Genomic DNA, 25627 nt, shown 5'->3' with positions numbered 1-25627 from the left:
GATAGAGCGCTTTGAAAAGAGAACTATTGTGGGAAATCTGCGGGGCAGTTAATAATAGCGATTATCATTAACTCAGTTTGTCGTGCCTATGTCCCCTCCTTCCCACACGGCTGTCGTGCAGCGCATCTATGAGCAACATCACTCGTGGTTGCACGGGTGGCTCAAGGGCAAGTTGCATAACGCCTGCGATGCCGCCGATGTGGCACACGATACGTTTGTGCGGATTCTGGGGGGGCGCCATGCCGCGCAAATCCTCGAACCGCGGGACTATCTTGCAACCATTGCGCGGGGCCTGGTGATTGATCGTTATCGACGGCATGCCATCGAGCAGGCATATCAGCAGACGTTGGCGGCACGTCCTGAAGCCGTGGCCATCAGCGAGGAAGATAAAGCAATCATCGTCGAAACCCTGGTGGCTGTGGATAAAGCCCTATGCAGCCTGGGCGAGCGCGCGCGGCGGATCTTCCTGCTGTCACAGATCGAAGGGCTGACTTATCAACAGATCGCCGATCAGTTACAGGTGTCGCTGACCACCGTGAAGAAACACATGATCCGGGCCCTGACCGAATGTTCACTGATCATGGCGGGCCTTTGATGGCCGCGCCTGATCGCAAGACCTTTGAAGCCGCCGCCAACTGGTACGTGCAGCGCCAGTCTCAACCGCCCACCGCCGCCGAACAGCAGGCTTGGCAACAATGGCTCAAGGGCGATCCTTCCCATGAGGCCGCCTGGCATCAGTTGGAACAGTTGCAGCGTAGTCTCGGCGGCCTGCCCCAGGACTTCACGCGTCGCGCGTTGTCGGCCACGCAACAGCGGCGCCAAGTGCTCAAGTGGATGCTGGTACTCGGCGGCGCCGGGTATCTGGGCTGGAATGTTCAACAGCACACGGCCCTGGGCAACCTATGGGCGGATTACCGCACCCGTGTGGGTGAGCGACGCTGCATCGAACTGGTCGATGGCACTCGGGTTGATCTCAATACCCAAACGGCCATTGATGTGCTGTTCGACGGTCGCCAACGCCTGATCCGACTGCGCGAAGGCGAGGTACTTATCCACACCGGCAAGTCGGGCGGACAAACGCCGTTCTATGTACAAACCCATCAAGGTCGGATCCAGGCGCTGGGCACCCGCTTCAGTGTGCGTCAGCTCCCGGAAGCCACGCGGGTCGGGGTTCTGGAGGACCGAGTCGAGGTGGTGCCAGCCGACCAGCCCGAACACGGCCGATTGCTCAATGCCGGTCAAAGCGTTGATTTCGATCGGCAACGCGTGGGTGCTGAGCACGCATATCGGCGAGCCCAGGCCGCTTGGGTCGATGGCCAGGTGATTGTGCTGGATGCGATGCTCGGGGATGTGATCGAGGATCTGGCGCGTTATCGGCCGGGCGTCCTGCAGTGCGATGCGGCGTGCGCGCGCCTTCGCGTTTCGGGAACTTTCCGTCTGGACTCTACCGATGCGGTGCTGGCCAACCTGCAAGCGAGCCTGCCGATCCAGGTGAAGTACTTCACCCGTTACTGGGTATCGGTAACACACCGCGGTTGAGTGCAAAAATAATCCACAAGGGGGTTATCTTTTTTTTACCTGGCCCGGCCCTACAGGTAATCACGACGCTACCTTCAGGGCTTATCCACCTATGCGCCTTCCCGCCAAGCTTCGCCAGCGACTCTCCCACCACGGCATGACCTGCGGTTTACTGCTGACCACCGCGACCACCACGGCCAGTGTTTTTCTGTCGACCGCCGTCATGGCTGCCAACAGTGTGCAGCACTATGCAATTGCCTCCGGCCCGCTGGACAGCGCCTTGAGCCAGTTTGCCGCCAAGGCTAATGTGATCCTGTCCTTCTCGCCCCAACAGACGGCGCGGTTGAACACGCCAGGGCTGGAGGGCAATTACTCGGTCGACCAAGGCTTTGCACTGTTACTGCAAAGTTCGGGATTGCAGGCGATCGTCCAGGCCCCCGGCAGTTATGTGCTGCAAGCGACGCCCATTGGGCAACTGACACTTGCTCCGATCACTGTGAGTAGTTTTCAACAGGGTGGTTTCAATCAAGAGCTCGCTGGGGATGTGGGCTACAAGGCGCAAAATAGCCGCATCGGCACCAAGACGAGCACCCCGCTGTCGGAAACCCCACGTTCGGTCTCGGTGGTCACCGGCCAGCGCATTAAAGATCAGAAGTCCCAGACACTGACAGAAGTGTTGGGCTATGTGCCAGGCATCTTCGCGCCGCCATTTGCCGCCGGCGATGGGCTGGCAGGTGATCTGTTTTTCATCCGCGGTTTTAACGCCACCGATTATGGCTACGGCCTGCTGCGTGATGGACTACGTGTACAAGGCAACCGGTATGACACCACCAGCGAACCCTATGGACTGGAACGGGTCGAGGTTTTCCGTGGGCCTTCTTCCCTGCTCTACGGCGAAAACGCCCCCGGTGGGCTGGTCAACCTGGTGAGCAAACACCCGACTGCGACGCCTCAGGGCGAGGTGCAGTTAAGCTACGGTTCCAATAACCGGCGCCAACTGGGTGTGGATATCTCGGGGCCGCTGGATGACAGCGGCAATATCCTCGGACGCGTGGTGATGCTCGGCCGAAAATCCGAGACCCAGACTGACCATGTTCCGGATGATCGCCTCTATATCGCGCCTTCTCTGACCCTGAACTTCGATGACTACAACAGCCTGACGCTGCTGGCCAACTACCAGAAAGACCACACCAACCTGGAGCTTGGCCTACCGGCCGCGGGCACCTTGCTGAAAAATCCAAATGGGAAGCTCTCCAAGCACACAATGCTCGGCGATCCGGACTGGAACACCTTCGAACGCGAAGCCTGGAGCACTGGCTACGAATTTAGTCACAGCTTTAACGACGATTGGCAGTTCCGCCAGAATTCGCGCTACATGCAGTCGCGCATCAACCGTCACGAAACCTGGCCCAGCACCCTGAACAATGGTGGCTTCGGCACCCAACTGAACATGACCGCCTATGATCGCTACAACAAGTCGATGGTCTATTCCCTGGATAACCAACTGGAGGGCAAATTCCAGGTAGGCGGGCTGGAAAACACCGTGCTGTTCGGTGCCAGCTACGACCGCACCTCCTTCAATCAGGATTGGGATGCGGGCTTCGCCGGTACGATCAATGTGTATAACCCTGTGTATGCACGCGATCCGCTTACGCCGATCGCCGTGCAAAACACCTTGCTCGAACAACAGATGAAGGGGGTTTATGCACAGCTCCAGAGCAGATATGAGCACTGGTTGTTCCTGCTGGGCGGTCGTCAGGACTGGGTCGACAGCGATTTTCGCGACAAGGTAAACCAGGCCAGCAACACCGGATCCGATGACCGCAAGTTCACCTACCAGGGCGGGGTGATGTACCAGTTCGACAACGGTCTGACGCCGTATGTCAGCTATTCCACGGCGTTTGTGCCGGTCCAGCAGATATCCAACGCCGGTTCACCGTTGAAGCCAATCACCAGCAGCCAATACGAAGTGGGCGTGAAGTACGAGCCGATCGGCTGGGATACGGCGATGACGCTGTCGGTGTATGACTTGCGCAAGGAGGACGACACTTACCTCGACGCGACCACCAACAGCTATCGCCAAGTCGGTGAAAGTCGTGCCAAGGGTGTTGAGGTCGAGATCAACAGCAACCTAACGCCCAATCTGAATGTGACTGCTGCCTACACCTACACCGACGCACGGATTACCAAGGATTCCGCCACGTCGCTGGTTAAAGGCCACCAAATGACCGGCGTTCCGCGTAACCAGGCGTCACTCTGGGGCAAGTACCGCTTCCTTGATGGCCAACTCAAGGGTTTGTTTGTGGGCGGTGGTGTGCGCTATTTCGACAGCACCTTTTCCTACACCCAACCCACGCTTTACGGGAAGTTGGATGCCGGAAGCGTCACGCTGGTGGATGCCGCCGTCGGTTATCAGTTCGACAAGCACTGGTCGGTTGATCTGAATGCCAAGAACCTGTTCGACAAGGAATACGTAGCCGGCTGCAACGATGCGGGCCGCTGCTACTGGGGCGACAGCCGTACCTTGCTGGGTACGGTGTCCTACAACTGGTAACAGGTTGTGAATAACTCGGTTATTTACCGATACAGAAGCTGGAAAAGATCCGTCCCAGCAGGTCATCCGAGCTGAATGCCCCGGTGATTTCCCCCAACAGTTGCTGCGCCTGGCGTAAATCCTCGGCCAGCAGCTCACCAGCCCCCGCCAGGGTTAGCTGTGCCCGACCATGCTCCAACGCCGCGCTGGCATGACGCAGCGCCTCCAGGTGCCTGCGACGGGCGCTGAAGCTGCTTTCCGACGTCTGCTCATAACCCATGCACGCTTTGAGGTGCTCGCGCAGCAACTCCAGGCCATCCCCGGCCGACTTGGCACTCAGGCTGATGGTGACGTGGCCATCCTCGCTGGTCTCCATGGCAATGGCTTCGCCGGTGAGGTCGGCTTTGTTACGGATCAAGGTGACCTTGGCCGGGTCAGGCCGTTGTTCGAGGAATTCCGGCCACAGGGCGAACGGGTCCACCGCCTCGGGCGCTGTGGCGTCTACCACGAGCAGCACACGGTCGGCTTCGCCGATTGCCTTGAGGGCGCGTTCCACGCCGATTTTTTCCACCTGGTCATCGGTGTCACGCAAACCGGCGGTATCGACGACATGCAGAGGCATGCCGTCGATGTGGATATGTTCGCGCAAGATATCCCGGGTGGTGCCAGCAATCTCGGTGACGATCGCCGCTTCACGTCCCGCCAGGGCATTGAGCAGGCTGGATTTGCCGGCGTTGGGGCGACCGGCAATCACTACAGTCATACCGTCGCGCAACAAAGCGCCCTGCCCCGCTTCGCGCAGCACTGTGGATAACTCTTCTCGAACCTTATCCAGCATCGCCAACACATGACCATCGGCAAGAAAGTCGATTTCCTCTTCCGGAAAATCAATCGCCGCCTCCACATAAATGCGCAGGCTGATCAGTTGCTCGGTCAAGTTATGCACACGCAGGGAAAAAGCCCCCTGCAGAGAGCGCAGTGCATTACGCGCAGCCTGTGCAGAACTGGCTTCGATCAGGTCGGCAATGGCCTCGGCCTGGGCCAGATCGAGCTTGTCATTCAGAAAGGCCCGCTCACTGAACTCTCCCGGGCGTGCCAGCCGGCAGCCCAGTTGCAGGCAGCGCTGCAGCAACATATCCAGCACCACCGGGCCACCATGGCCCTGCAGCTCCAGTACGTCTTCACCCGTGAATGAGTTCGGTCCAGGGAAATAAATCGCCAGGCCCTCATCCAACACACTTTTGTCGGCATCCAGGAACGGCCCGTAATGGGCATAGCGTGGCTTCAGCTCACGACCACTGATAGCTTCGGCTGCCTTGCCGGCGAGCGGTCCGGAGATACGAACGATACCCACACCGCCGCGACCTTGAGCGGTAGCGACAGCAGCGATGGTTTCACGAGGAGCGCTCATCAGCAGGTTCCAGAACAAAAGTGACGGAAAGCAAAACGCCCCACTAGGGGGCGTCTTGAGTGGTTATCCACAGAGTAAGTTACGCCTCGGCTTTTTTGGTAGCCGCTTCGATCTTACGTGTGATGTACCACTGTTGAGAGATCGACAACACGTTGTTGACCACCCAGTACAGCACCAGACCAGCCGGGAACCACAGGAAGAAGAAGGTGAAGATGATTGGCATCATTTTCATTACCTTCGCCTGCATCGGATCCGGCGGAGTCGGGTTCAGACGCTGCTGGATGAACATGGTCGCGCCCATGATGATCGGCAGGATAAAGAACGGGTCTTTGATCGACAGGTCAGTTATCCACAGCATGAACGGAGCCTGACGCATTTCCACGCTTTCCAGGAGTACCCAGTACAGCGACAGGAATACCGGCATCTGTACCAGAATCGGCAAGCAACCACCCAACGGGTTGATCTTCTCTTTCTTGTACAGCTCCATCATGGCCTGCGACATTTTCTGCCGGTCATCACCATGTTGTTCTTTCAGCGCGGCCAGTTTAGGGGCCACGGCACGCATGCGCGCCATCGACTTGTAGCTGGCGGCCGACAGGGGGAAGAAGATCCCCTTGATCAGCATCGTCAAGAAGATGATCGAGAAGCCCCAGTTGCCGACGATGCTGTGGATATGTTGCAGCAGCCAAAAGATCGGCTGGGCAATGAACCACAGGATGCCGTAATCCACAGTCAGTTCCAGACCTGGGGATAACTCTTTCAGCACGGCCTGGCTTTTCGGGCCGGCGTACAGAGTGGCGCTGGTTTCAGCCTTGGCACCTGGTGCAACGGTCAACGCCGGGCCAGTAAAGCCGATGATGTAGTTGCCCTGGCTGTCCTTGCGGGTTTGCACCAGGTTGGCATCGGCTTTGTTCGGGATCCATGCGGTCACGAAGTAGTGTTGCAGCCAGGCTACCCAACCACCCTGCACGGTTTCTTTCAGCGCGGCCTTGTCGATATCTTTCATCGACACTTTTTTGTACGGTTCGCTACTTGTCCACAGGGCGGCGCCCAGGTAAGTCGCGGTGCCGGTGGCAGTGCTGGAAGAAGGATCGGAGCTGCCATCACGCTTGAGCTGGGCAAACAGGTTGCCACTCCATGGCTTGTTGCTTTCGTTGTCGATCAGGTAAGTGACCTTCAAGTCGTACAAACCGCGGGTAAAGCTGAAGCGTTTGATGTAGTTGACGCCGTCGAGGCTGAATTTCAGGTCGACGTTCAACTGGTTCTGGCCATCAGCCAGTTGATAAGTCTTCTGTTCGGTCGAATAAACCGGACGACCGGTAGCACGAGCATCCGGACCATTGGCGCCAGTCAGGCCGCTTTGCGCCAGATAAGTACGCTCACCACCGTTATCGAACAGTTGGAACGGAACATCTGGATGGTCTTGGCGACGTGGATACAGCGGCAGTTTCAACTGCGCGATATCACCACCTTGTGGGTCGATAGCCAGGTCGAGCACATCCGTTTTCACATGGATGAGGTCTTTATTGGTGACCACTGGCGTTTCTAAAGGGGCGCTTGTCTCGCCATTCGCGCTGGGAACATCGGCACTCGCGGACGCATTGTTACCCAACGGGGTGTCCGGAATAGCCGGCGCAGCCTGATTGGTAGCAACATTCTGAGTCGGCAGGGCAGCCTGGCCGTAGTCCTGGTTCCACTTAAGAACCATGACATAGGACACGATTGCCAGGGCGACGATCAGGATCGTGCGTTTAATATCCATGATTACTCGGCCATCGAAGAAGAACGGGAGGTAGGGATAGGTGGAACCGGGTCATAACCACCGGGATTCCACGGATGACAGCGACCTAAACGACGAAAGGTCAGCCAGCCACCGCGCAGAAGACCATGATTTTCTATGGCCTCTAACGCGTAGCAGGAACAACTGGGGTAGAAACGACAGTGGTTGGCCATCAGAGGACTAATGGCATAGCGATAAAACTGGATCGGAACGAGCGCCAGTTTACGCATCAAGGCTGTCTACCCCTACAGTTTCGGTGCTGACTGCTGGTGCTGGTTTGTTGGTACGCGCCAGACGTTTCCAGAGCTTGCCGAAATGCTGAATCAATTCGGGGTTTTCTACGTCCCCCAAGCCTTTGCGCGCGACGATAACAATATCCCAACCAACCAGAGTGTCCTGGTGGAGGCGAAACGATTCGCGCATCAGACGCTTGAGGCGATTGCGCTCAACGGAGAGCTTTACGCTCTTCTTGCCGATCACTAACCCGAGACGGGGGTGATCCAGATCGTTGTTACGCGCAAGGAGCAGGAGATTTTTCCCCGGAACCTTGCCGGTGGGGGAGTCAAAGACTGCCTTGAAGTGCCGGGGGGTTAGCAAACGCTTTTCCCGACTGAAGTCCTGACTCACCACCAGTACCGGATTATCAAACTGCCAGACGCGCACGACCTTTGGCGCGGCGACGCGACAGGACAGCACGGCCGTTCTTGGTAGCCATGCGAGCACGGAAGCCGTGGGTACGGGCGCGTTTGATGGTGCTTGGTTGGAAAGTACGTTTCATGGCGTTGTTACCTGGTTCGTCCACAACGGGCCGGAATGGCCCCCGTTTTAAGAGACCGGCGATTCTAGAGAAAGCAAGCCTCTAGGTCAATTTCCAACCAGCTTTTCCTTGAATTAGATCTTTGATAGGCAATCGGCCCTTTTCTGTCCGCTAGGCTTTCCTGAGCAATGCCATAGATATAAAAATAAAGAAGGAAGTTATTTAAAGCTTTTCTGTAAAGCTTATAAAAGCTAGGCAGGCCTCCATCTGTGGATAACTGCCTTTAGCCCTTATTCCACCTGGTGTACAGAGAATGACAACACGGGGGAGAAACGGTGCTCTGCCTGTGCTGCGCTGTCGGATAAGCTGTGGGTGGAATGGGTTGTTATCCACAGGCCAGTTACCCACAGACTTTCGACCCCACTTGTGCAATGAGCTCAGGGGCGCTTATCCACAGACCTTATACACAGACCATTGGTCGCCTTTATTCGCGTTAACACGTTGATTTTGGCCGGCCTGTGCGCAACCTACATGTGGATAAGTGGACGGCTGGCCGCTACAATGGCGGCTGTTTTTGCCTCACCGGCTTTCAACTTAGGGGATATCCGTGTCAGTGGAACTTTGGCAGCAGTGCGTGGAGCTTTTGCGCGATGAGCTGCCTGCCCAGCAATTCAACACCTGGATCCGTCCGCTACAGGTCGAAGCCGAAGGCGACGAGTTGCGCGTCTACGCACCCAACCGTTTTGTTCTCGACTGGGTCAACGAGAAGTACCTGAGCCGCGTTCTCGAATTGCTCGATGAACATGGCAACGGCCTCGCGCCCGTGCTCTCCTTATTAATAGGCAGCAAACGCAGCTCCGCACCTCGCGCTGCGCCGAATGCGCCATTGGCGGCTGCCGCATCGCAAGCCCAGGTGGCGCCAGCTCCGGTTAACAACACGCCGGCTCCTGCACCGACGCCTTCGAAATCGTCAGCCCAGAAAAACGCGTCGGCCAATGAAGAGCCTTCCCGCGACAGTTTCGACCCAATGGCGGGTGCCAGCTCCCAGCAGGCTCCTGTACGTGCCGAGCAGCGCACCGTACAGGTCGAAGGCGCGCTCAAGCACACCAGCTACCTGAACCGCACCTTTACCTTTGAGAACTTCGTTGAAGGTAAATCCAACCAGTTGGCCCGCGCCGCTGCCTGGCAGGTCGCTGACAACCCCAAGCACGGTTACAACCCACTCTTCCTTTATGGTGGCGTCGGCTTGGGTAAGACCCACTTGATGCATGCTGTGGGTAACCATCTATTAAAGAAGAACCCGAATGCCAAGGTTGTGTACCTGCATTCGGAGCGCTTCGTGGCTGACATGGTCAAGGCCCTGCAGCTCAACGCGATCAACGAATTCAAGCGGTTCTATCGCTCCGTGGATGCCTTGCTGATCGATGACATTCAGTTCTTCGCTCGCAAGGAACGTTCCCAGGAAGAGTTTTTCCATACCTTCAACGCCCTGCTCGAAGGCGGCCAACAGGTCATCTTGACCAGCGACCGCTACCCGAAGGAAATCGAGGGGCTGGAGGAACGCTTGAAATCGCGCTTCGGCTGGGGCCTGACCGTGGCGGTCGAGCCACCCGAGCTGGAGACTCGCGTGGCGATCCTGATGAAGAAGGCCGACCAGGCGAAAGTCGACCTGCCCCACGATGCCGCGTTCTTCATCGCCCAACGCATTCGCTCCAACGTGCGCGAGCTGGAAGGCGCACTCAAGCGGGTCATCGCGCACTCGCACTTCATGGGCCGCGACATCACCATCGAGCTTATTCGCGAATCCCTGAAAGACTTGCTGGCACTGCAGGACAAACTGGTGAGTGTGGATAACATCCAACGCACCGTGGCCGAGTACTACAAGATCAAGATTTCCGATCTGCTGTCCAAGCGCCGTTCGCGTTCGGTAGCACGTCCGCGTCAGGTAGCCATGGCACTCTCCAAGGAGTTGACCAACCACAGCCTGCCGGAAATCGGCGATGTCTTTGGTGGTCGCGACCACACCACGGTCCTGCACGCATGCCGCAAGATCAACGAACTTAAGGAATCCGACGCGGATATTCGCGAGGACTACAAGAACCTGCTGCGTACACTGACTACTTGATGACACCAGCGCAGCTTATTAAGGCAAGGGACTAGACCATGCACTTCACCATTCAACGCGAAGCCCTGTTGAAACCCCTGCAACTGGTCGCAGGCGTCGTCGAGCGCCGACAGACCTTGCCGGTACTCTCCAACGTATTGCTGGTTGTCGAAGGCCAGCAATTGTCCCTGACCGGTACCGACCTGGAAGTCGAGCTGGTGGGGCGTGTGCAGTTGGAAGAGCCCGCCGAACCTGGCGAGATCACCGTTCCGGCGCGCAAGCTGATGGACATCTGCAAAAGCCTGCCGAACGATGCGCTGATCGACATCAAAGTCGATGAGCAGAAGTTGGTGGTCAAGGCCGGTCGTAGCCGCTTCACCCTGTCCACGCTGCCAGCCAACGATTTCCCGACGGTTGAAGAAGGTCCTGGTTCGCTGACCTGTAGCCTGGAGCAAAGCAAACTGCGCCGTTTGATCGAGCGCACCAGCTTCGCCATGGCTCAGCAGGACGTGCGTTATTACCTCAACGGGATGCTGCTGGAGGTGTCGGAGGGCATTATCCGCGCCGTGGCCACCGACGGTCATCGCCTGGCTATGTGTTCGATGAAGGCCGATATCGGTCAGCCCGACCGTCACCAGGTGATCGTGCCGCGCAAAGGTATCCTTGAACTCGCGCGTCTGCTCACCGAGCCGGACGGTAACGTCAGCATCGTCCTGGGCCAGCATCACATCCGCGCCACCACCGGCGAGTTCACCTTCACCTCCAAGCTGGTTGACGGCAAATTCCCCGATTACGAGCGCGTACTGCCTAAAGGCGGCGACAAGCTGGTGATTGGCGATCGTCAGGCCCTGCGTGAAGCATTCAGCCGTACGGCGATTCTGTCCAACGAGAAATACCGCGGTATTCGTCTGCAACTGGCTAACGGTCAGCTGAAAATCCAGGCGAACAACCCGGAGCAAGAAGAAGCGGAAGAAGAAGTAGGCGTCGAATACAACGGCGGTTCGCTGGAGATTGGTTTCAACGTGAGCTACTTGCTGGACGTACTGGGTGTGATGACCACCGAACAGGTTCGCCTGATTCTGTCGGACTCCAACAGCAGTGCTCTGGTACAGGAATCCGACAACGACGATTCGGCTTACGTTGTCATGCCGATGCGTCTGTAATCATGCTCAGCAGAAGCTAGATGTCCCTCAGTCGCGTCTCGGTCACCGCGGTGCGCAATCTGCACCCGGTGACCTTCTCCCCCTCCCCCCGCATCAATATCCTCCACGGCGCCAACGGCAGTGGCAAAACCAGCGTGTTGGAAGCCATTCATCTGTTGGGACTCGCCCGATCGTTTCGCAGTGCCCGCCTGTTACCGGTCATTCAGTATGAACAACTGGCCTGTACGGTGTTTGGTCAGGTCGAACTGGCTGAAGGTGGCCACAGCAGCCTGGGGATCTCCCGTGATCGCGGCGGAGAGTTTCAAATTCGCATTGATGGGCAAAATGCTCGCAGTGCCGCGCAGTTGGCGGAAATCCTGCCACTGCAGTTGATCAACCCCGATAGCTTCCGTTTGCTGGAAGGCGCACCGAAAATCCGCCGGCAGTTCCTCGATTGGGGAGTGTTCCACGTGGAACCGCGCTTCATGGCCACTTGGCAGCGCCTGCAGAAGGCCCTGCGGCAGCGGAACTCATGGCTGCGGCATGGTACACTTGACGCCGCTTCGCAAGCGGCCTGGGACCGGGAACTGTGCCTGGCCAGCGACGAAATAGATGAATACCGCCGCGCCTATATCAAAGCCTTGAAACCAGTCTTTGAGCAGACCTTGAGTGAGTTGTTGGACCTCGAGGGGCTGACGCTGAGTTACTACCGTGGATGGGATAAAGAGCGTGAGCTGAGTACAGTGCTCGCCACGTCCCTGCAGCGGGATCAGCAAATCGGTCATACCCAGGCCGGCCCCCAGCGCGCTGATTTGCGTCTTAGATTAGGCGCCCATAACGCCGCGGATATCTTGTCCCGCGGCCAGCAAAAGTTGGTGGTATGTGCATTGCGTATCGCTCAAGGGCATTTGGTCAGCCAAGCCCGACGCGGTCAGTGTATTTATCTGGTGGATGACTTGCCGTCCGAACTCGACGAGCAGCACCGTCGCGCGTTATGCCGCTTGTTGGAAGACTTACGCTGCCAAGTGTTTATCACCTGTGTAGACCATGAATTATTGAGGGAAGGCTGGCAGACGGAAACGCCAGTCGCTTTGTTCCACGTGGAACAAGGCCGTATCACCCAGACCCACGACCATCGGGAGTGAAGGCATGAGCGAAGAAAACACGTACGACTCGACCAGCATTAAAGTGCTGAAAGGTTTGGATGCCGTACGCAAACGTCCCGGTATGTACATTGGCGACACTGATGACGGTAGCGGTCTGCACCACATGGTGTTCGAGGTGGTCGACAACTCCATCGACGAAGCTCTGGCCGGTCACTGCGACGACATCAGCATTATCATCCACCCGGATGAGTCGATCACCGTGCGCGACAACGGTCGCGGTATTCCGGTAGACGTACACAAGGAAGAAGGCGTTTCGGCGGCAGAGGTCATCATGACCGTGCTCCACGCCGGCGGTAAATTCGATGACAACTCCTATAAAGTCTCCGGCGGTTTGCACGGTGTAGGTGTGTCGGTGGTTAACGCTCTGTCTGAAGAGCTGATCCTCACCGTTCGCCGTAGCGGTAAGATCTGGGAACAGACCTACGTCCATGGTGTGCCACAAGAACCAATGAAAATTGTTGGCGACAGTGGATCTACCGGTACGCAGATTCACTTCAAGCCATCGGCCGACACCTTCAAGAATATCCACTTCAGCTGGGACATCCTGGCCAAGCGGATTCGTGAACTGTCCTTCCTCAACTCCGGCGTTGGCATCGTCCTCAAGGATGAGCGCAGCGGCAAGGAAGAGCTGTTCAAATACGAAGGCGGCCTGCGTGCATTCGTTGAATACCTGAACACCAACAAGACGCCGGTCAACCAGGTGTTCCACTTCAATGTCCAGCGTGAAGATGGCATCGGCGTGGAAATCGCGCTGCAGTGGAACGACAGCTTCAACGAGAACCTGTTGTGCTTCACCAACAACATTCCTCAGCGCGACGGCGGTACTCACCTGGTGGGCTTCCGTTCCGCTTTGACGCGTAACCTGAACAACTACATCGAAGCCGAAGGCTTGGCGAAGAAGCACAAAGTCGCCACCACCGGTGACGATGCCCGTGAAGGCCTGACTGCGATTATTTCGGTAAAAGTGCCGGATCCCAAGTTCAGCTCCCAGACCAAAGACAAGCTGGTGTCTTCCGAAGTGAAGACCGCCGTGGAACAAGAGATGGGCAAGTACTTCTCTGACTTCCTGCTGGAAAACCCGAACGAAGCCAAGCTGGTGGTCGGCAAGATGATCGACGCCGCGCGTGCCCGTGAAGCGGCGCGTAAAGCCCGTGAGATGACCCGCCGTAAAGGCGCGCTGGACATCGCCGGCCTGCCGGGCAAGTTGGCCGACTGCCAGGAGAAGGACCCTGCCCTCTCCGAACTGTACCTGGTGGAAGGTGACTCTGCTGGCGGTTCCGCCAAGCAGGGGCGTAACCGTCGTACCCAGGCCATCCTGCCGTTGAAGGGTAAGATCCTCAACGTTGAGAAGGCTCGCTTTGACAAGATGATTTCCTCTCAGGAGGTCGGCACCTTAATCACTGCGTTGGGCTGCGGTATCGGCCGCGACGAGTACAACATCGAAAAGCTGCGCTATCACAACATCATCATCATGACCGATGCTGACGTTGACGGTTCGCACATCCGTACCCTGCTGCTGACCTTCTTCTTCCGTCAGTTGCCGGAGCTGATCGAGCGCGGCTACATCTACATCGCCCAGCCGCCGTTGTACAAAGTCAAAAAGGGCAAGCAAGAGCAATACATCAAAGACGACGACGCCATGGAAGAGTACATGACGCAGTCGGCCCTGGAAGATGCCAGCCTGCACTTGAACGACGAAGCGCCGGGCATTTCCGGTGAGGCGTTGGAGCGCCTGGTCAACGACTTCCGCATGGTCATGAAGACCCTCAAGCGTTTGTCGCGCCTGTACCCTCAGGAACTGACCGAGCACTTTATCTACCTGCCAGCCGTCAGCCTGGAACAGTTGGGCGATCACGCAGCGATGCAGGATTGGCTGGCCCAGTACGAAGTGCGTCTGCGCACCGTCGAGAAATCCGGGCTGGTCTACAAAGCCAGCCTGCGTGAAGACCGTGAACGTAATGTCTGGCTGCCGGAGGTCGAACTGATCTCCCACGGTCTGTCGAACTACGTCACCTTCAACCGTGATTTTTTCGGCAGCAATGACTACAAAACGGTCGTCACCCTCGGCGCGCAACTCAGCACATTGCTGGACGACGGCGCGTATATCCAACGTGGCGAACGCAAGAAACAGGTCAAGGAGTTCAAGGAAGCACTCGAGTGGCTAATGGCGGAAAGCACCAAGCGCCACACCATCCAGCGATACAAAGGACTGGGCGAAATGAACCCGGATCAATTGTGGGAAACCACCATGGACCCGGCTCAGCGTCGCATGCTGCGCGTGACCATCGAAGACGCCATTGGCGCGGACCAGATCTTCAACACCCTCATGGGTGATGCGGTCGAGCCTCGCCGTGACTTCATCGAGACCAATGCGTTGGCAGTGTCCAACCTGGACTTCTGATCAGGCAACCGATGTAACAAAAAGGCCAACGCTTAGCGTTGGCCTTTTTTATGGTTCTTCACGGATTACCGGGAAAGACGCTCTTGATTTTCATGAAAAAGAATTCGCTATCCCGGTAACCGTACGCCATCCGTTTGATGACCTTTATTCGATTATTTATTCCTTCCAACTGACCGGTGTGCATCGGCCAGCGAACCCGGCTGACGATGCCCCGCCAGTAACTCTTTAGCCGTTTGGCGAACTGGATCAGTGCCGGTATTTCGCTTTCATGCGCATGGCGCAGCCATTGCTTCCAGGCCGATCGCCAACCCCAAGCCAGACGCCGCGTCATACGGGCATAGCGATCCAGCCAACTGACGGCCTCCATGCGTTTACCGCAGTCGCGGCAACCAACGCGTCGGAGCAAAACGCTCAGGCGCACCGCACGACCGAGAATGGGCAAATCACGAATGACTCGCTCGCAATACTCATGCGTGGTTGAACAGGGTTTTTGGCACCCGCCACAGGAAGGGAATCGGGTGGCGTGGGGTGTCAGATCGATCTGGAGGGCGTCACCATCAGGCTTGATCGTGACGACAGAAAAGCCCTCCCAAAAAGGAAGGAAAGTATTAATATCGCGCATAAGAACGCCGGTTTGTTAGATGTGTTTGCTCGCACGAACATCATCAATCAAATCGGCGTTCTTGTTTCTGTGTTTCCCGGGATTCCGTGAAGAACTTTTTTATTGGGCGTGACTGCGAATTTCCAAAATGCTCCACGTGGAACATAAGGGTCAGCTGTCCGTTGTGGACGCAACGCTTTCCAACCGATACCCGTAGCCGTAGATCGTCAGCAGTTGCCAACCCCGATCCGCCGTCAGCCCGAGCTTGTTGCGCAGTCGGTAGATATGGGTGTCCAGCGGTCGAGACGAGACCATTTCTTCGTGGGACCAAAAACGCTCGTAGAGGTACTCACGGGAAAGCGGCCGCGCCAGGTTGGCGAACAGGCAACTGGCCAGGCGGTATTCGCGCTCGGTCAGGTTGATCGGTTTGCCTGCGCGGGTCACGGTCAGTTCCGCGTCATCGAAGGTCAGGTCGTTAAAGCTTTGTACTTCCTGAGTCGTGGACTTCTGTAGGCCATGGCGGCGCAATACTGCGGTGACTCGGGCTTTGAGTTCGTTGGGGCGAAAGGGCTTACTGACGTAGTCGTCGGCGCCGCAGTTGAGGGCCATGACGATATCGGACTCAGCATCGCGGCTGGTCAACATGATCACGGCAGGAGGGGATTCCAAGTGTTCGCGCGTCCAGCGCAGCAATGCAAGACCGGTAATATCCGGCAATTGCCAGTCGAGTATCAGCAGGTCAAAGGTTTCCCGGCGCAGCTGACGCAGCAGGTCTTCACCGCGCTCGAAGCAATGCAGAGACCAGAGCTGTTCCGCGGTACTGGGGATCTGTCGCAGTGTCTGTTCCACCCGCCGCAACTCGGCAGGTTCGTCATCCAGTATTGCGACACGCATGTCGAGGTTCCTTTCTATTCACGATTTGACAGCCGACGGCCTGTGAACCCTGGGCACTTACTGCGCAGTTGCCGGCCGTTGAATCTGAAGAATTGTGGTCAGATTCAACGACCCCTTGGATCTCTCGGTACGCTGATATCAAAGGGCTGTTAACCCATTGAAAGATCTCGATACCTATCGGGCAAGATACCGGCTCCCGTCGCTAAGTAAAAGGATCAACTGACACATTGATGTCTGATCCCCGGCAGGGCGCTTGCGATAAAGCCTTTATGAACATCAAGCAGGAAAACTCCTCCAGTACGCCGAAAAATGAGCTTCACTGGGCTAAGCGCCTCGTTATATCCCGTGCGTTTGTCGGCCTACGACGCGAATTGCCTGGAGAGAGAAACCGGGTCTATGACATTTTCTATTACCCACCGGCCAACCGGATGCCTTGACCAATGATGCTCTGGGGTAAACCCGAGAAACGCCAACCCACCCATGCCCAGCGCCTGTTCCACGGCTTGGTGCGTGAATGGTTATGGATTGGTTTGCTGCTGTTGCCGAGCACGGCTTACCTGTCGCTGAGCCCCGGCCTCGCCTTGAATAATCCGCTGTATGACAGCCTTCGCCGGCTCACCCCGCTACCGGTAGATCCGAGAATTCTGTTGGTCACCATCGACGACCCCAGCCTCAAGAAGCTTGGCCAGTGGCCTTGGCCCCGTATCGTGCATGCCGACTTGATCGACCGTCTGAGTGCCGCGCAACCGGCGGCGATCTTATTCGATGTGATCTTCAGTGAGCCCGGCGACCCGGCCAATGACAAACGTCTGGCCGACGCAGTGTGTGACGCGGGGAATATATTGCTGCCCTTGGCGCGTGAAGGCACCGACAGCTATAGCCAACCCGGCACACAAACGTTGCCGTTGCTCAAATGCGCCAAGGGCGTGGGGCATATCAACATCGAAGCGGACAGCGATGGTGTCGTCCGCAGCCTGTATCTGCGCGAAGGTCCACCCAATGCCACCGCGCCACAACTGGCATGGCTGGCGTACGAGATGAGCAGCCTGCCGTCGCCGATGCCGGGAGAACCGTTGGCATCGGCTACTCAGGACTGGCATCGGGAGCATAGGATCCGTATTCCTTTCATCGCGCCTCATACCCATTTTTCCAGCGTGTCCTACGCCAGCGTATTAGATGGTGAAGTGCCCGCCGAGCTGCTGCGTGATCGCCTGATCCTGGTCGGGTCGACGGCATCGGGAATGGGCGACCGTTTCGTCACACCGCTTGCCTCGACGGTGGGCACCACGGCAGGCGTGGAGATCCAGGCTAATGTGCTCAATGGCTTGCTGCAGGGGCGCAGCATCGTTGACCTTCCCGGGTGGTTGGCGGCAGTCATGGCGACGTTGCTGGTGGCATTGTTGCTGGGCCTGCTGCTCTACCGTCCACGTTATGCACTGTGGATGACACTGGGCTGCATGACCACCGCCTTGCTTGTGTCCTGGGTTCTGTTGCGCTTGGGCCATTGGTGGTCGCCGGCGGCGTGCCTGATTGGCTTGCTACTGAGCTACCTGATCTGGAACTGGCGCCGGCTCAGCGTGATCCTCTCCTATTTCGGCTGGGAATTGGCGCGACTGGATAACGAACCCAAGGTACTGCCCGAGCGCCGTCGCGCGCCTGCCAGCAAGGGCGATGTATTACAGGCGCGTATTTTTGCCCTGGAGCAGGCCGTCAGCCGTACACGCGATACCCGCCGTTTTATGGCCGATGGCCTGGAGTGCCTGCCGGTAGCGACGCTGATTACCGATCCTCGGGGCAACATCTTGCTGGCCAACCGCATTGCCCGCGACGTATTCGGCAATGACTTGGTAACCGAAAACCTGCTGGAGCAATTGGCTGACCTGGGTTATCCACCGCTGCACAACGGTGTACGCCCTGCCCTTTCAGACCTGGAACTCGTCGAATTTCGCGACATCCATCAACGCAGTCTGCGCATGGAACTGGCGCCGTTGTTGCCGGCTGAAGGCGACATCACCCTCGGCTGGCTGCTGAGCCTGACGGACCTGAGCAAGGAGCGCGACGCCCAGCAACACCGTGAGACCATGTTGCGCTTCCTGTCCCATGACCTGCGCGCACCCCACTCGGCGATCCTCGCGCTGCTGGATGTGCATCACAGTGAATCGCCGGTATTCGCCCAGGTCGAGCAGCAGGTGCGGCGTGCCTTGAGCCTCACCGAGTCGTTTGTGCAACTGGCGAAGGCCGAAGCAGATGGCTACCAGTTCCAGCCGACGCTGTTCGCCATGTTGGTGATGGATGCCTTTGACCAGGTGTCGGTGATTGCCCAGCTCAAAGGTATTCATCTGGTCCATGACTTGGAGGAAGCCGACGAGGGCATGGTCTTGGCCGATCAGTCATTGCTTACGCGTGCGTTGTTCAACGTGTTGGAGAACGCCATCAAGTATTCCCCGACCGGCACCACAGTACGGTTGAGCCACAGCAGCGCGCAAGGCTGGTTGGAATGCTGTATCAGCGACCAGGGGCCGGGGATTGCCGCTGAAGATTTACCGGAGTTGTTCAGCCAATACCGACGCTTCGATTCCGCTCAGGGCAGTGAAGGTTTGGGTTTGGGGCTGACCATGGTCAAGGCGGTGGTGGGACGTCATGGGGGGCGGATCAGCTGCGCAAGCGTTGTCGGCAAAGGCACCACGTTCAGCCTGCAATTGCCTCTGCTGGACGACTGAATGTCGTGCTTTTGTGCTGTGCATAAAAACCGGTCCATGAGACCGGTTTTTTAATGCGGGAAAAACTTATGCACTTTTTCCGGGAATTTATGAGTTTGTAAAATATGTAGGTAAATCAGCTTGTTATGAATGAATAAAGTCAATTTGCCAACAAAGCGTACACAGGTTATCCACAGATTCTCAGATCACCGGCGTCTCGACTGGTACCGGTTCCGGCGGCAACGAACCCATGGCGCGTTGCTGCGCTTCATTCCAGGCTGCGGCACGGTCATTCAACGCAGCAATGGCGCGTGGCCCCTCGCCTTCGGCGTACATCGGCTCGCCAATGATCACGGTGATCGTGCCTTCGCGTTTGGCCCAACCGGTCTTCGGCCAGAACTTGCCAGCGTTATGCGCGATCGGCAACACCGGCAGGTGAGCGTTGACCGCCAATGCTGTGCCGCCGCGCGAGAACTTGCCTACGGTGCCGTAGGGCACACGGGTACCTTCGGGGAAGATCAGTACCCATACGCCATCCTTGAGCAATTCGTCGCCTTTCTTGGCCACGTGCTTGAGCGCGGCCTTTGGGTTGTCACGGTCGATGGCGATAGGACGCAACATCGCCATGGCCCAACCGAAGAACGGCACGTACAACAACTCACGTTTGAGCACCTGGCTCAGGGGCGAGAAGTACGCAGAAAGAAAGAACGTCTCCCAGGTGCTCTGGTGGTTCGACAGAATCACGCAAGGCTGATCCGGCACGTTCTCGGCACCCTTGACCTCGAAACGGATGTTGAGTAATACCTTGCTCAGCCACAACGCGCAGCGACACCAATAGACGTTGATGAAACGATAGCGCGCCTTGAATGGCAGGAAAGGCGCGATAAAAAAGCTCAGGGTGCACCAGAGAAAGGAACTGGTGCCCAACAGCAGGTAAAAGAAGAAGGTTCTGATGGCCTGCAAAATCGACATGGCGGCATTTACCGTTGCGGGACAACGCCCGCCTGTTAAAAGCGCTCTCCCGAACAGTCCTTGGTCAGGAAGTCGAGGGCGGCTAGTGGTGGATAAGTTCTGCGGCAACCGCCGCCAGATCGTCAAAAATCAAGGTGCCTACCGGCAGGTTTTTCGCCTGGGTCTTGTCGCCTTTTCCGGTCTTAACCAAAACGGGCTGAGAGTCGACGGCTTTGGCCGCCTCCAGGTCACCGAGGCTGTCCCCGACAAACCATATCCCAGCCAGCGGCACCTTGTAATGTTCTGCAATAGTTTTCAACATGCCGGGCTTGGGTTTGCGGCAATCGCAGCCCTCGTCCGGCCCGTGGGGGCAATACACCACCAACCCCACTTCACCGCCCTGCTCCGCCACCAACGTGCGCAAGCGCGCATGCATGGCGTCCAGAGTGGCGATGTCGTAGTAGCCGCGGGCGATGCCGGACTGGTTGGTGGCGACGGCCACCGTCCAGCCGGCTTTGCTCAACTGCGCGATGGCCTCGATCGCGCCGGGCAGTGGAATCCATTCCTCCACCGACTTGATATACGCGTCGGAGTCGTAATTGATCACCCCGTCCCGATCGAGAATCAGCAGTTTCAACATGTTCAGCCCAGCACGGAGATGTCAGCGATGTTGATGAACAGGCCACGCAGACGCGCCAGCATGGCGTAGCGGTTTTTCCGCACGCCAGCGTCTTCGGCATTGATCATCACCGCTTCGAAGAACGCATCCACCGGCTCACGCAAGGTGGCCAGGCGCGCCAGTGCTTCGGCGTAGTTGCGCTCGGCGATCAGCGGTTTCACTGCGTTTTCTGCCTTGGCGATGGCCGAGTTCAGCGAGAACTCCTTGGCATCGGCGAACAGGCCAGGGTCGACGTCGGCGTTGCCCAGGCCTTCGGCCTTGCTCAGCAGGTTCGACACACGCTTGTTCACGGCGGCCAGGGCGTCGGCTTCCGGCAATTTGCGGAAGGCCTGCACGGCTTGTACGCGCTGGTCGAAGTCCAGTGGCGAACCCGGTTGCAGGGCACGCACCGACAAGTACACCGAAACGTCCACGTCTTCGTCTTCGTAACGCGCACGCAGGCGGTCGAACACGAACTCCAGCACTTGCTCGGCCAGGCCGGCTTGCTTGACCTTGGCACCGAACTGGCCGACGGCGAACACCACGGCCTGGGTCAGGTCGAGGTCGAGCTTCTTGTCGATCAGGATACGCAGCACGCCCAGGGCCGCACGGCGCAGGGCATAGGGGTCTTTGCTGCCGGTGGGCAGCATGCCGATGCCGAAGATCCCGACGAGGGTGTCCAGCTTGTCGGCGATGGCCACGGCCGCACCGGTCAGGGTGGTCGGCAGCTCTGCACCGGCGCCGCGCGGCATGTACTGCTCGTTCAGCGCGAGGGCGACATCGTCCGGCTCGCCGTCGTTGAGGGCGTAGTAGTAACCGGCAACGCCTTGCATTTCCGGGAACTCGCCGACCATCTCGGTGGCCAGGTCGCACTTGGACAGCAAGCCTGCGCGCGCAGCCCAGGCCGCGTCACCGCCAATGCGCGGGGCAATGTAGGCAGCCAGCTTGGAAACGCGAACGGCCTTGTCGTAGACGCTGCCGAGTTTTTCCTGGAACACCACGTTTTGCAGGCGCAGGTTGAACTCTTCCAGCTTCTGCTTCTTGTCTTGCTTGAAGAAGAACTCGGCGTCGGTCAGGCGCGGGCGCACGACTTTCTCGTTACCGGCGATGATCTGCTGCGGGTCCTTGCTCTCGATGTTGGCCACGGTGATGAAGCGCGGCAGCAACTTGCCGTCCACGTCCAGCAGGCAGAAGTACTTCTGGTTGTCCTGCATGGTGGTGATCAGCGCTTCTTGCGGCACATCGAGGAAGCGTTCTTCGAACGAGCACACCAGCGGCACCGGCCATTCAACCAGGGCGGTCACTTCGTCGAGCAGGCTTGGCGGCACGATGGCGGTGCCTTCCTGCAGGCGGGCCAGCTCTTCGGTGCGCTTGCTGATCAGCTCGCGACGCTCATTGGCATCCGCCAGCACATAGGCGGCGCGCAGGTCGTTGAGGTAGTTGGCCGGCGAAGTGATGCGCACGCTTTGCGGGTGGTGGAAGCGGTGACCACGGGAGTCACGGCCCGCCTTCTGGGCAAGGATGGTGCAATCGATAACCTGGTCACCGAGCAGCATCACCAGCCACTGGGTCGGACGCACGAACTCTTCCTTGCGTGCACCCCAGCGCATGCGCTTGGGGATCGGCAGGTCGTTCAGCGAATCTTCGACGATGGTCGGCAACAGGCTGGCGGTCGGCTTGCCCTTGATGACCTGGCTGAAACGCAGTTTCGGGCCGCTCTGGTCGATCTCGCTCAAGTCGACGCCGCATTTTTTGGCAAAGCCCAGTGCTGCTTGGGTCGGGTTGCCTTCGGCGTCGAACGCCGCCTGACGTGGCGGGCCGTCGAGGTTGATGCTGCGATCCGGTTGCTGGGTTTCCAGTGCGGTCAGCAACACGGCCAGGCGGCGCGGCGCAGCGTAGACTTTTTTCGCTTCAAACTTCAGGCCGGCGCTTTGCAGGCCTTTTTCGATACCGGCCAGGAATGCATCGGCCAGGGTGTTCAGTGCCTTGGGTGGCAGCTCTTCGGTGCCCAGTTCAACCAGAAAATCTTGAGCACTCATTGTGCAGCCTCCAGCTTAGCCAACACTTCATCACGCAGGTCCGGGGTTGCCATCGGGAAGCCCAGCTTGGCGCGCGCCAGCAGGTAGGCTTGGGCGACGGAACGCGCCAGGGTGCGAACACGCAGAATATATTGCTGGCGCGCAGTCACCGAGATGGCCCGGCGAGCGTCCAGCAGGTTGAAGGTATGGGACGCCTTCAACACCATTTCATAGCTTGGCAGCGGCAGCGGCTGGTCGAGTTCGATCAGGCGCTTGGCTTCGCTTTCATAGAAGTCGAACAGTTCGAACAGCTTCTCGACGTTGGCGTGTTCGAAGTTGTAGGTCGACTGCTCCACTTCGTTCTGGTGGAACACATCGCCGTAGGTGACTTTGCCGAACGGACCGTCAGCCCAGACCAGGTCGTAGACCGAGTCCACGCCTTGCAGGTACATGGCCAGGCGCTCGAGACCGTAGGTGATCTCGCCGGTCACCGGGTAGCACTCGATGCCGCCCGCTTGCTGGAAGTAGGTGAACTGTGTGACTTCCATGCCGTTGAGCCAGACTTCCCAGCCCAGGCCCCAGGCGCCCAGGGTCGGCGATTCCCAGTTGTCTTCGACGAAACGGATGTCGTGGACCAGCGGGTCGAGGCCGACATGTTTCAGCGAGCCGAGGTACAGCTCCTGGAAGTTGTCGGGGTTCGGCTTCAGGACCACCTGGAACTGATAGTAGTGCTGCAGACGGTTCGGGTTTTCGCCGTAGCGGCCGTCAGTCGGGCGACGACTGGGCTGCACATAAGCGGCGTTCCAGGTTTCCGGGCCGATGGCCCGCAGGAATGTTGCGGTGTGGAAAGTGCCGGCGCCTACTTCCATATCGTAGGGCTGAAGTACCACACAACCTTGCTCGGCCCAGTATTGCTGGAGGGCGAGGATCAAGTCTTGGAAGGTACGCACGGCTGGCGTAGGCTGGCTCACGAAATTCACCTGTTACTTGGGCTGCGATTTAAAGAGCGGGAGTATACCCGATTCGGCCGCGCCACCATCCCCTGGAGCCTTATGCCACGCTGCTTTTGGTGTTCTGAAGATCCGCTGTACATGGCTTATCACGATCAGGAGTGGGGAACGCCGCTGCGCGATGCGCAGGGTTTGTTCGAGTTACTTTTGCTCGAAGGGTTCCAGGCGGGCCTGTCCTGGATCACCGTTTTACGCAAACGCGAGCATTATCGAAAGGTCTTGTTCGGGTTTGATGCACCGCGCCTGGCCCAACTGACCGATGCCGAGATCGAAGCGTTGATGCTCGACCCCGGCATCGTGCGCAATCGCCTGAAGCTCAACGCCACCCGGCGCAATGCCGCGGCCTGGCTGGCGCTGGAGGACCCGGTGGGATTGCTCTGGTCGTTTGTCGGCGGCGTACCCAAGGTCAATCATTTCAAGGACCGCAGCGAAGTCCCGGCGATTACTCCGGAGGCCGAAGCCATGAGCCGTGCCCTGAAAAAAGCCGGCTTCACCTTCGTCGGACCGACCATTTGCTACGCGTTCATGCAGGCCTCGGGCATGGTCATGGACCACACCCAGGATTGCGACCGTTACGCGCAGTTGGCCAACGGCGGTTAGAATGCGCGCTTTGCGCACTACACACGATCAGGAGTGACCTGTGGAAAAGTTTAAAGGCGCCTTGCTGGTAGGCGCTCTTCGGTTGTTTGCCCTGCTGCCTTGGCGCGCCGTGCAAGCCGTAGGTTCGGCGATTGGCTGGATCATGTGGAAAACCCCCAACCGCTCCCGCGACACGGTGCGGATCAACCTGTCCAAATGCTTCCCGGACATGGACCCGGTCGAGCGCGAGCGCCTGGTGGGCCGCAGCCTGATGGACATCGGCAAGTCCCTGACCGAAAGCGCCTGCGCCTGGATCTGGCCGGCCCAGCGCTCCATCGACCTGGTGCGCGAAGTCGAGGGCCTGGAAGTCCTCCACGAAGCCCTGGCCTCGGGCAAAGGCGTGGTCGGTATCACCAGCCACCTGGGTAACTGGGAGGTGTTGAACCACTTCTATTGCAGCCAGTGCAAACCGATCATTTTCTACCGCCCGCCCAAGCTCAAGGCGGTGGATGACCTGCTGCGCAAGCAACGCGTACAACTGGGTAACCGCGTGGCGGCGTCGACCAAGGAAGGCATCCTCAGTGTGATCAAGGAAGTGCGCAAGGGTGGCCAGGTGGGTATTCCGGCCGACCCGGAACCGGCGGAATCGGCGGGGATCTTCGTGCCGTTCTTCGCCACCCAGGCGCTGACCAGCAAGTTCGTGCCGAACATGCTCGCGGGCCACAAGGCGGTCGGCGTGTTCCTGCATGCCCTGCGGCTGCCGGACGGCTCAGGCTACAAAGTGATCCTGGAAGCGGCGCCGGAAGACATGTACAGCACCGACACCGCCACCTCCTGCGCGGCGATGAGCAAGGTGGTGGAGCGTTATGTCGGCGCCTACCCGAGCCAGTACATGTGGAGCATGAAGCGCTTCAAGAAACGTCCGCCGGGCGAGGCGCGCTGGTACTGACCCATCGCTGACCCAAGGCCAATACAAAACCAAATGTGGGAGGGGGCTTGCTCCCGATAGCGGTGGCTCAGTCATATATGCATCGACTGACACTCTGCTATCGGGAGCAAGCCCCCTCCCACATTTTTTGCTTTACTCAAGCCTGGCGATCGAGTTTTTTCAGGAACACCGTCATTTCTTTCTCCGCCTGCTTGTCGCCATGGGCCTGGGCCGCTTCGATGCCTTTCTCCCAAGCCTGCCGCGCAGCGAGGTGATCGCCCAATCCGACGTGCGCCTTGCCCAGCAGCTTCCACGCCGCCGAATACTTCGGATCAAACTCGACGCACTTGTGCAGATGCTCGACGGCCTTGGCGTTGTCCTTCAGGTCCAGATAACCCTTGCCCAGCCCAAAGCGCAGCAGGGCGTTATCCACACCCTTGGCCAGCATTTTCTCCAGGGATTCGAGCATGTCGGTGT

General features: G+C 58.3%; 21 protein-coding genes and 3 pseudogenes. 11 read left to right on the top strand and 13 right to left on the bottom strand.

Features of this window, described 5'->3' with window-relative positions; all coding sequences use genetic code 11:
* Positions 1-88 precede the first annotated feature (88 nt).
* The 3 genes from ACLH0J_RS03860 (at position 89) to ACLH0J_RS03850 (ending at position 4072) form a co-directional block, all read left to right on the top strand.
* Positions 89-595, top strand: a complete 507-nt coding sequence (locus ACLH0J_RS03860) for a sigma-70 family RNA polymerase sigma factor (RefSeq protein ID WP_411390927.1) — start codon at positions 89-91, stop codon at positions 593-595.
* Positions 595-1539, top strand: coding sequence for a FecR domain-containing protein (locus tag ACLH0J_RS03855; RefSeq protein ID WP_411390926.1), 945 nt, complete (start codon positions 595-597; stop codon positions 1537-1539). The genes ACLH0J_RS03860 and ACLH0J_RS03855 overlap by 1 nt, the downstream gene beginning before the upstream one ends.
* Positions 1540-1675: 136 nt before the next feature.
* Positions 1676-4072: a TonB-dependent siderophore receptor gene (locus ACLH0J_RS03850; protein WP_411392772.1), complete on the top strand. Its 2397-nt coding sequence runs from the start codon at positions 1676-1678 to the stop codon at positions 4070-4072.
* Positions 4073-4091: 19 nt separating this feature from the next.
* On the opposite strand, the gene mnmE is transcribed toward ACLH0J_RS03850, so the two are convergent.
* The 5 genes from mnmE to rpmH form a co-directional block, all read right to left on the bottom strand.
* Positions 4092-5462 (bottom strand): tRNA uridine-5-carboxymethylaminomethyl(34) synthesis GTPase MnmE, encoded by a 1371-nt coding sequence (gene mnmE, locus ACLH0J_RS03845; protein WP_411390925.1) that lies wholly within the window; start codon positions 5460-5462, stop codon positions 4092-4094.
* Between the two features lie 79 nt (positions 5463-5541).
* Positions 5542-7224 carry a membrane protein insertase YidC gene (gene yidC / locus ACLH0J_RS03840; protein WP_411390924.1) on the bottom strand — a complete coding sequence of 561 codons (1683 nt, stop codon included), beginning with the start codon at positions 7222-7224 and terminating at the stop codon, positions 5542-5544.
* 2 nt (positions 7225-7226) lie between these two features.
* Entirely contained in the window at positions 7227-7472 is a 246-nt protein-coding gene (yidD, locus tag ACLH0J_RS03835) for a membrane protein insertion efficiency factor YidD (protein WP_003213574.1), read from the bottom strand.
* Positions 7465-7869 carry a ribonuclease P protein component gene (gene rnpA / locus ACLH0J_RS03830; protein ID WP_010565857.1) on the bottom strand — a complete coding sequence of 135 codons (405 nt, stop codon included), beginning with the start codon at positions 7867-7869 and terminating at the stop codon, positions 7465-7467. The genes yidD and rnpA overlap by 8 nt, the downstream gene beginning before the upstream one ends.
* Positions 7870-7885: 16 nt before the next feature.
* Positions 7886-8020: a 50S ribosomal protein L34 gene (gene rpmH / locus ACLH0J_RS03825; RefSeq protein WP_003213577.1), complete on the bottom strand. Its 135-nt coding sequence runs from the start codon at positions 8018-8020 to the stop codon at positions 7886-7888.
* A 586-nt stretch (positions 8021-8606) separates the two neighbouring features.
* Here rpmH and dnaA point away from each other — a divergent pair.
* Genes dnaA through gyrB form a run of 4 tightly spaced genes read left to right on the top strand, consistent with a single transcriptional unit; the run spans position 8607 to position 14812 of the window.
* Entirely contained in the window at positions 8607-10124 is a 1518-nt protein-coding gene (gene dnaA / locus ACLH0J_RS03820) for a chromosomal replication initiator protein DnaA (RefSeq protein WP_411390923.1), read from the top strand.
* Positions 10125-10162: 38 nt separating this feature from the next.
* Complete coding sequence (gene dnaN, locus ACLH0J_RS03815; protein WP_411390922.1) at positions 10163-11266, top strand: DNA polymerase III subunit beta; 1104 nt, start codon at positions 10163-10165, stop codon at positions 11264-11266.
* A gap of 20 nt (positions 11267-11286) precedes the next feature.
* Positions 11287-12390: a DNA replication/repair protein RecF gene (gene recF, locus ACLH0J_RS03810; RefSeq protein ID WP_411390921.1), complete on the top strand. Its 1104-nt coding sequence runs from the start codon at positions 11287-11289 to the stop codon at positions 12388-12390.
* A gap of 4 nt (positions 12391-12394) precedes the next feature.
* Positions 12395-14812, top strand: coding sequence for a DNA topoisomerase (ATP-hydrolyzing) subunit B (gyrB, locus tag ACLH0J_RS03805; RefSeq protein WP_411390920.1), 2418 nt, complete (start codon positions 12395-12397; stop codon positions 14810-14812).
* A gap of 58 nt (positions 14813-14870) precedes the next feature.
* Here the strand turns inward: gyrB and ACLH0J_RS03800 are convergent.
* From ACLH0J_RS03800 to ACLH0J_RS03790, 3 genes and pseudogenes are all read right to left on the bottom strand, one after another.
* Positions 14871-15116, bottom strand: a pseudogene (locus ACLH0J_RS03800) (transposase); the annotation flags it as partial.
* Positions 15117-15248: 132 nt separating this feature from the next.
* Positions 15249-15434 (bottom strand): annotated as a pseudogene (locus ACLH0J_RS03795) (ISL3 family transposase); the annotation flags it as partial.
* Positions 15435-15584: 150 nt separating this feature from the next.
* Positions 15585-16307 (bottom strand): response regulator transcription factor, encoded by a 723-nt coding sequence (locus ACLH0J_RS03790; RefSeq protein ID WP_411390919.1) that lies wholly within the window; start codon positions 16305-16307, stop codon positions 15585-15587.
* Positions 16308-16552: 245 nt separating this feature from the next.
* On the opposite strand from ACLH0J_RS03790, the pseudogene ACLH0J_RS03785 reads away from it, so the two are divergent.
* Positions 16553-16744 (top strand): annotated as a pseudogene (locus ACLH0J_RS03785) (hypothetical protein); the annotation flags it as partial.
* 3 nt (positions 16745-16747) lie between these two features.
* Positions 16748-19027, top strand: coding sequence for a CHASE2 domain-containing protein (locus tag ACLH0J_RS03780; RefSeq protein ID WP_411390918.1), 2280 nt, complete (start codon positions 16748-16750; stop codon positions 19025-19027).
* 180 nt (positions 19028-19207) lie between these two features.
* On the opposite strand, the gene ACLH0J_RS03775 is transcribed toward ACLH0J_RS03780, so the two are convergent.
* From ACLH0J_RS03775 to glyQ, 4 genes are all read right to left on the bottom strand, one after another.
* Positions 19208-19978 (bottom strand): lysophospholipid acyltransferase family protein, encoded by a 771-nt coding sequence (locus ACLH0J_RS03775; protein ID WP_411390917.1) that lies wholly within the window; start codon positions 19976-19978, stop codon positions 19208-19210.
* Between the two features lie 82 nt (positions 19979-20060).
* The gene (gene gmhB, locus ACLH0J_RS03770; protein ID WP_010565848.1) at positions 20061-20597 is read right to left on the bottom strand and encodes a D-glycero-beta-D-manno-heptose 1,7-bisphosphate 7-phosphatase; all 537 of its coding nucleotides are present in this window, start codon (positions 20595-20597) and stop codon (positions 20061-20063) included.
* Between the two features lie 2 nt (positions 20598-20599).
* Positions 20600-22654: a glycine--tRNA ligase subunit beta gene (glyS, locus tag ACLH0J_RS03765; RefSeq protein WP_411390916.1), complete on the bottom strand. Its 2055-nt coding sequence runs from the start codon at positions 22652-22654 to the stop codon at positions 20600-20602.
* Entirely contained in the window at positions 22651-23604 is a 954-nt protein-coding gene (gene glyQ, locus ACLH0J_RS03760; RefSeq protein WP_003213601.1) for a glycine--tRNA ligase subunit alpha, read from the bottom strand. Before glyQ ends, glyS begins: the two co-directional genes overlap by 4 nt.
* 81 nt (positions 23605-23685) lie before the next feature.
* On the opposite strand from glyQ, the gene ACLH0J_RS03755 reads away from it, so the two are divergent.
* Entirely contained in the window at positions 23686-24243 is a 558-nt protein-coding gene (locus ACLH0J_RS03755; protein WP_411390915.1) for a DNA-3-methyladenine glycosylase I, read from the top strand.
* A 40-nt stretch (positions 24244-24283) separates the two neighbouring features.
* A complete protein-coding gene (locus ACLH0J_RS03750; protein WP_010565845.1) occupies positions 24284-25171 on the top strand; it encodes a lysophospholipid acyltransferase in 888 nt (295 codons plus the stop codon).
* Positions 25172-25307: 136 nt separating this feature from the next.
* Here the strand turns inward: ACLH0J_RS03750 and ACLH0J_RS03745 are convergent, their stop codons facing one another.
* Positions 25308-25619, bottom strand: a complete 312-nt coding sequence (locus ACLH0J_RS03745; protein WP_411390914.1) for a hypothetical protein — start codon at positions 25617-25619, stop codon at positions 25308-25310.
* Positions 25620-25627: the final 8 nt, after the last annotated feature.

The organism is Pseudomonas sp. MPB23 (assembly GCF_046605395.1).
GTDB lineage: Bacteria > Pseudomonadota > Gammaproteobacteria > Pseudomonadales > Pseudomonadaceae > Aquipseudomonas.
The sequence above is the reverse complement of the archived record's forward strand: the minus strand, read 5'-3'. Positions and strand labels throughout refer to the sequence as shown.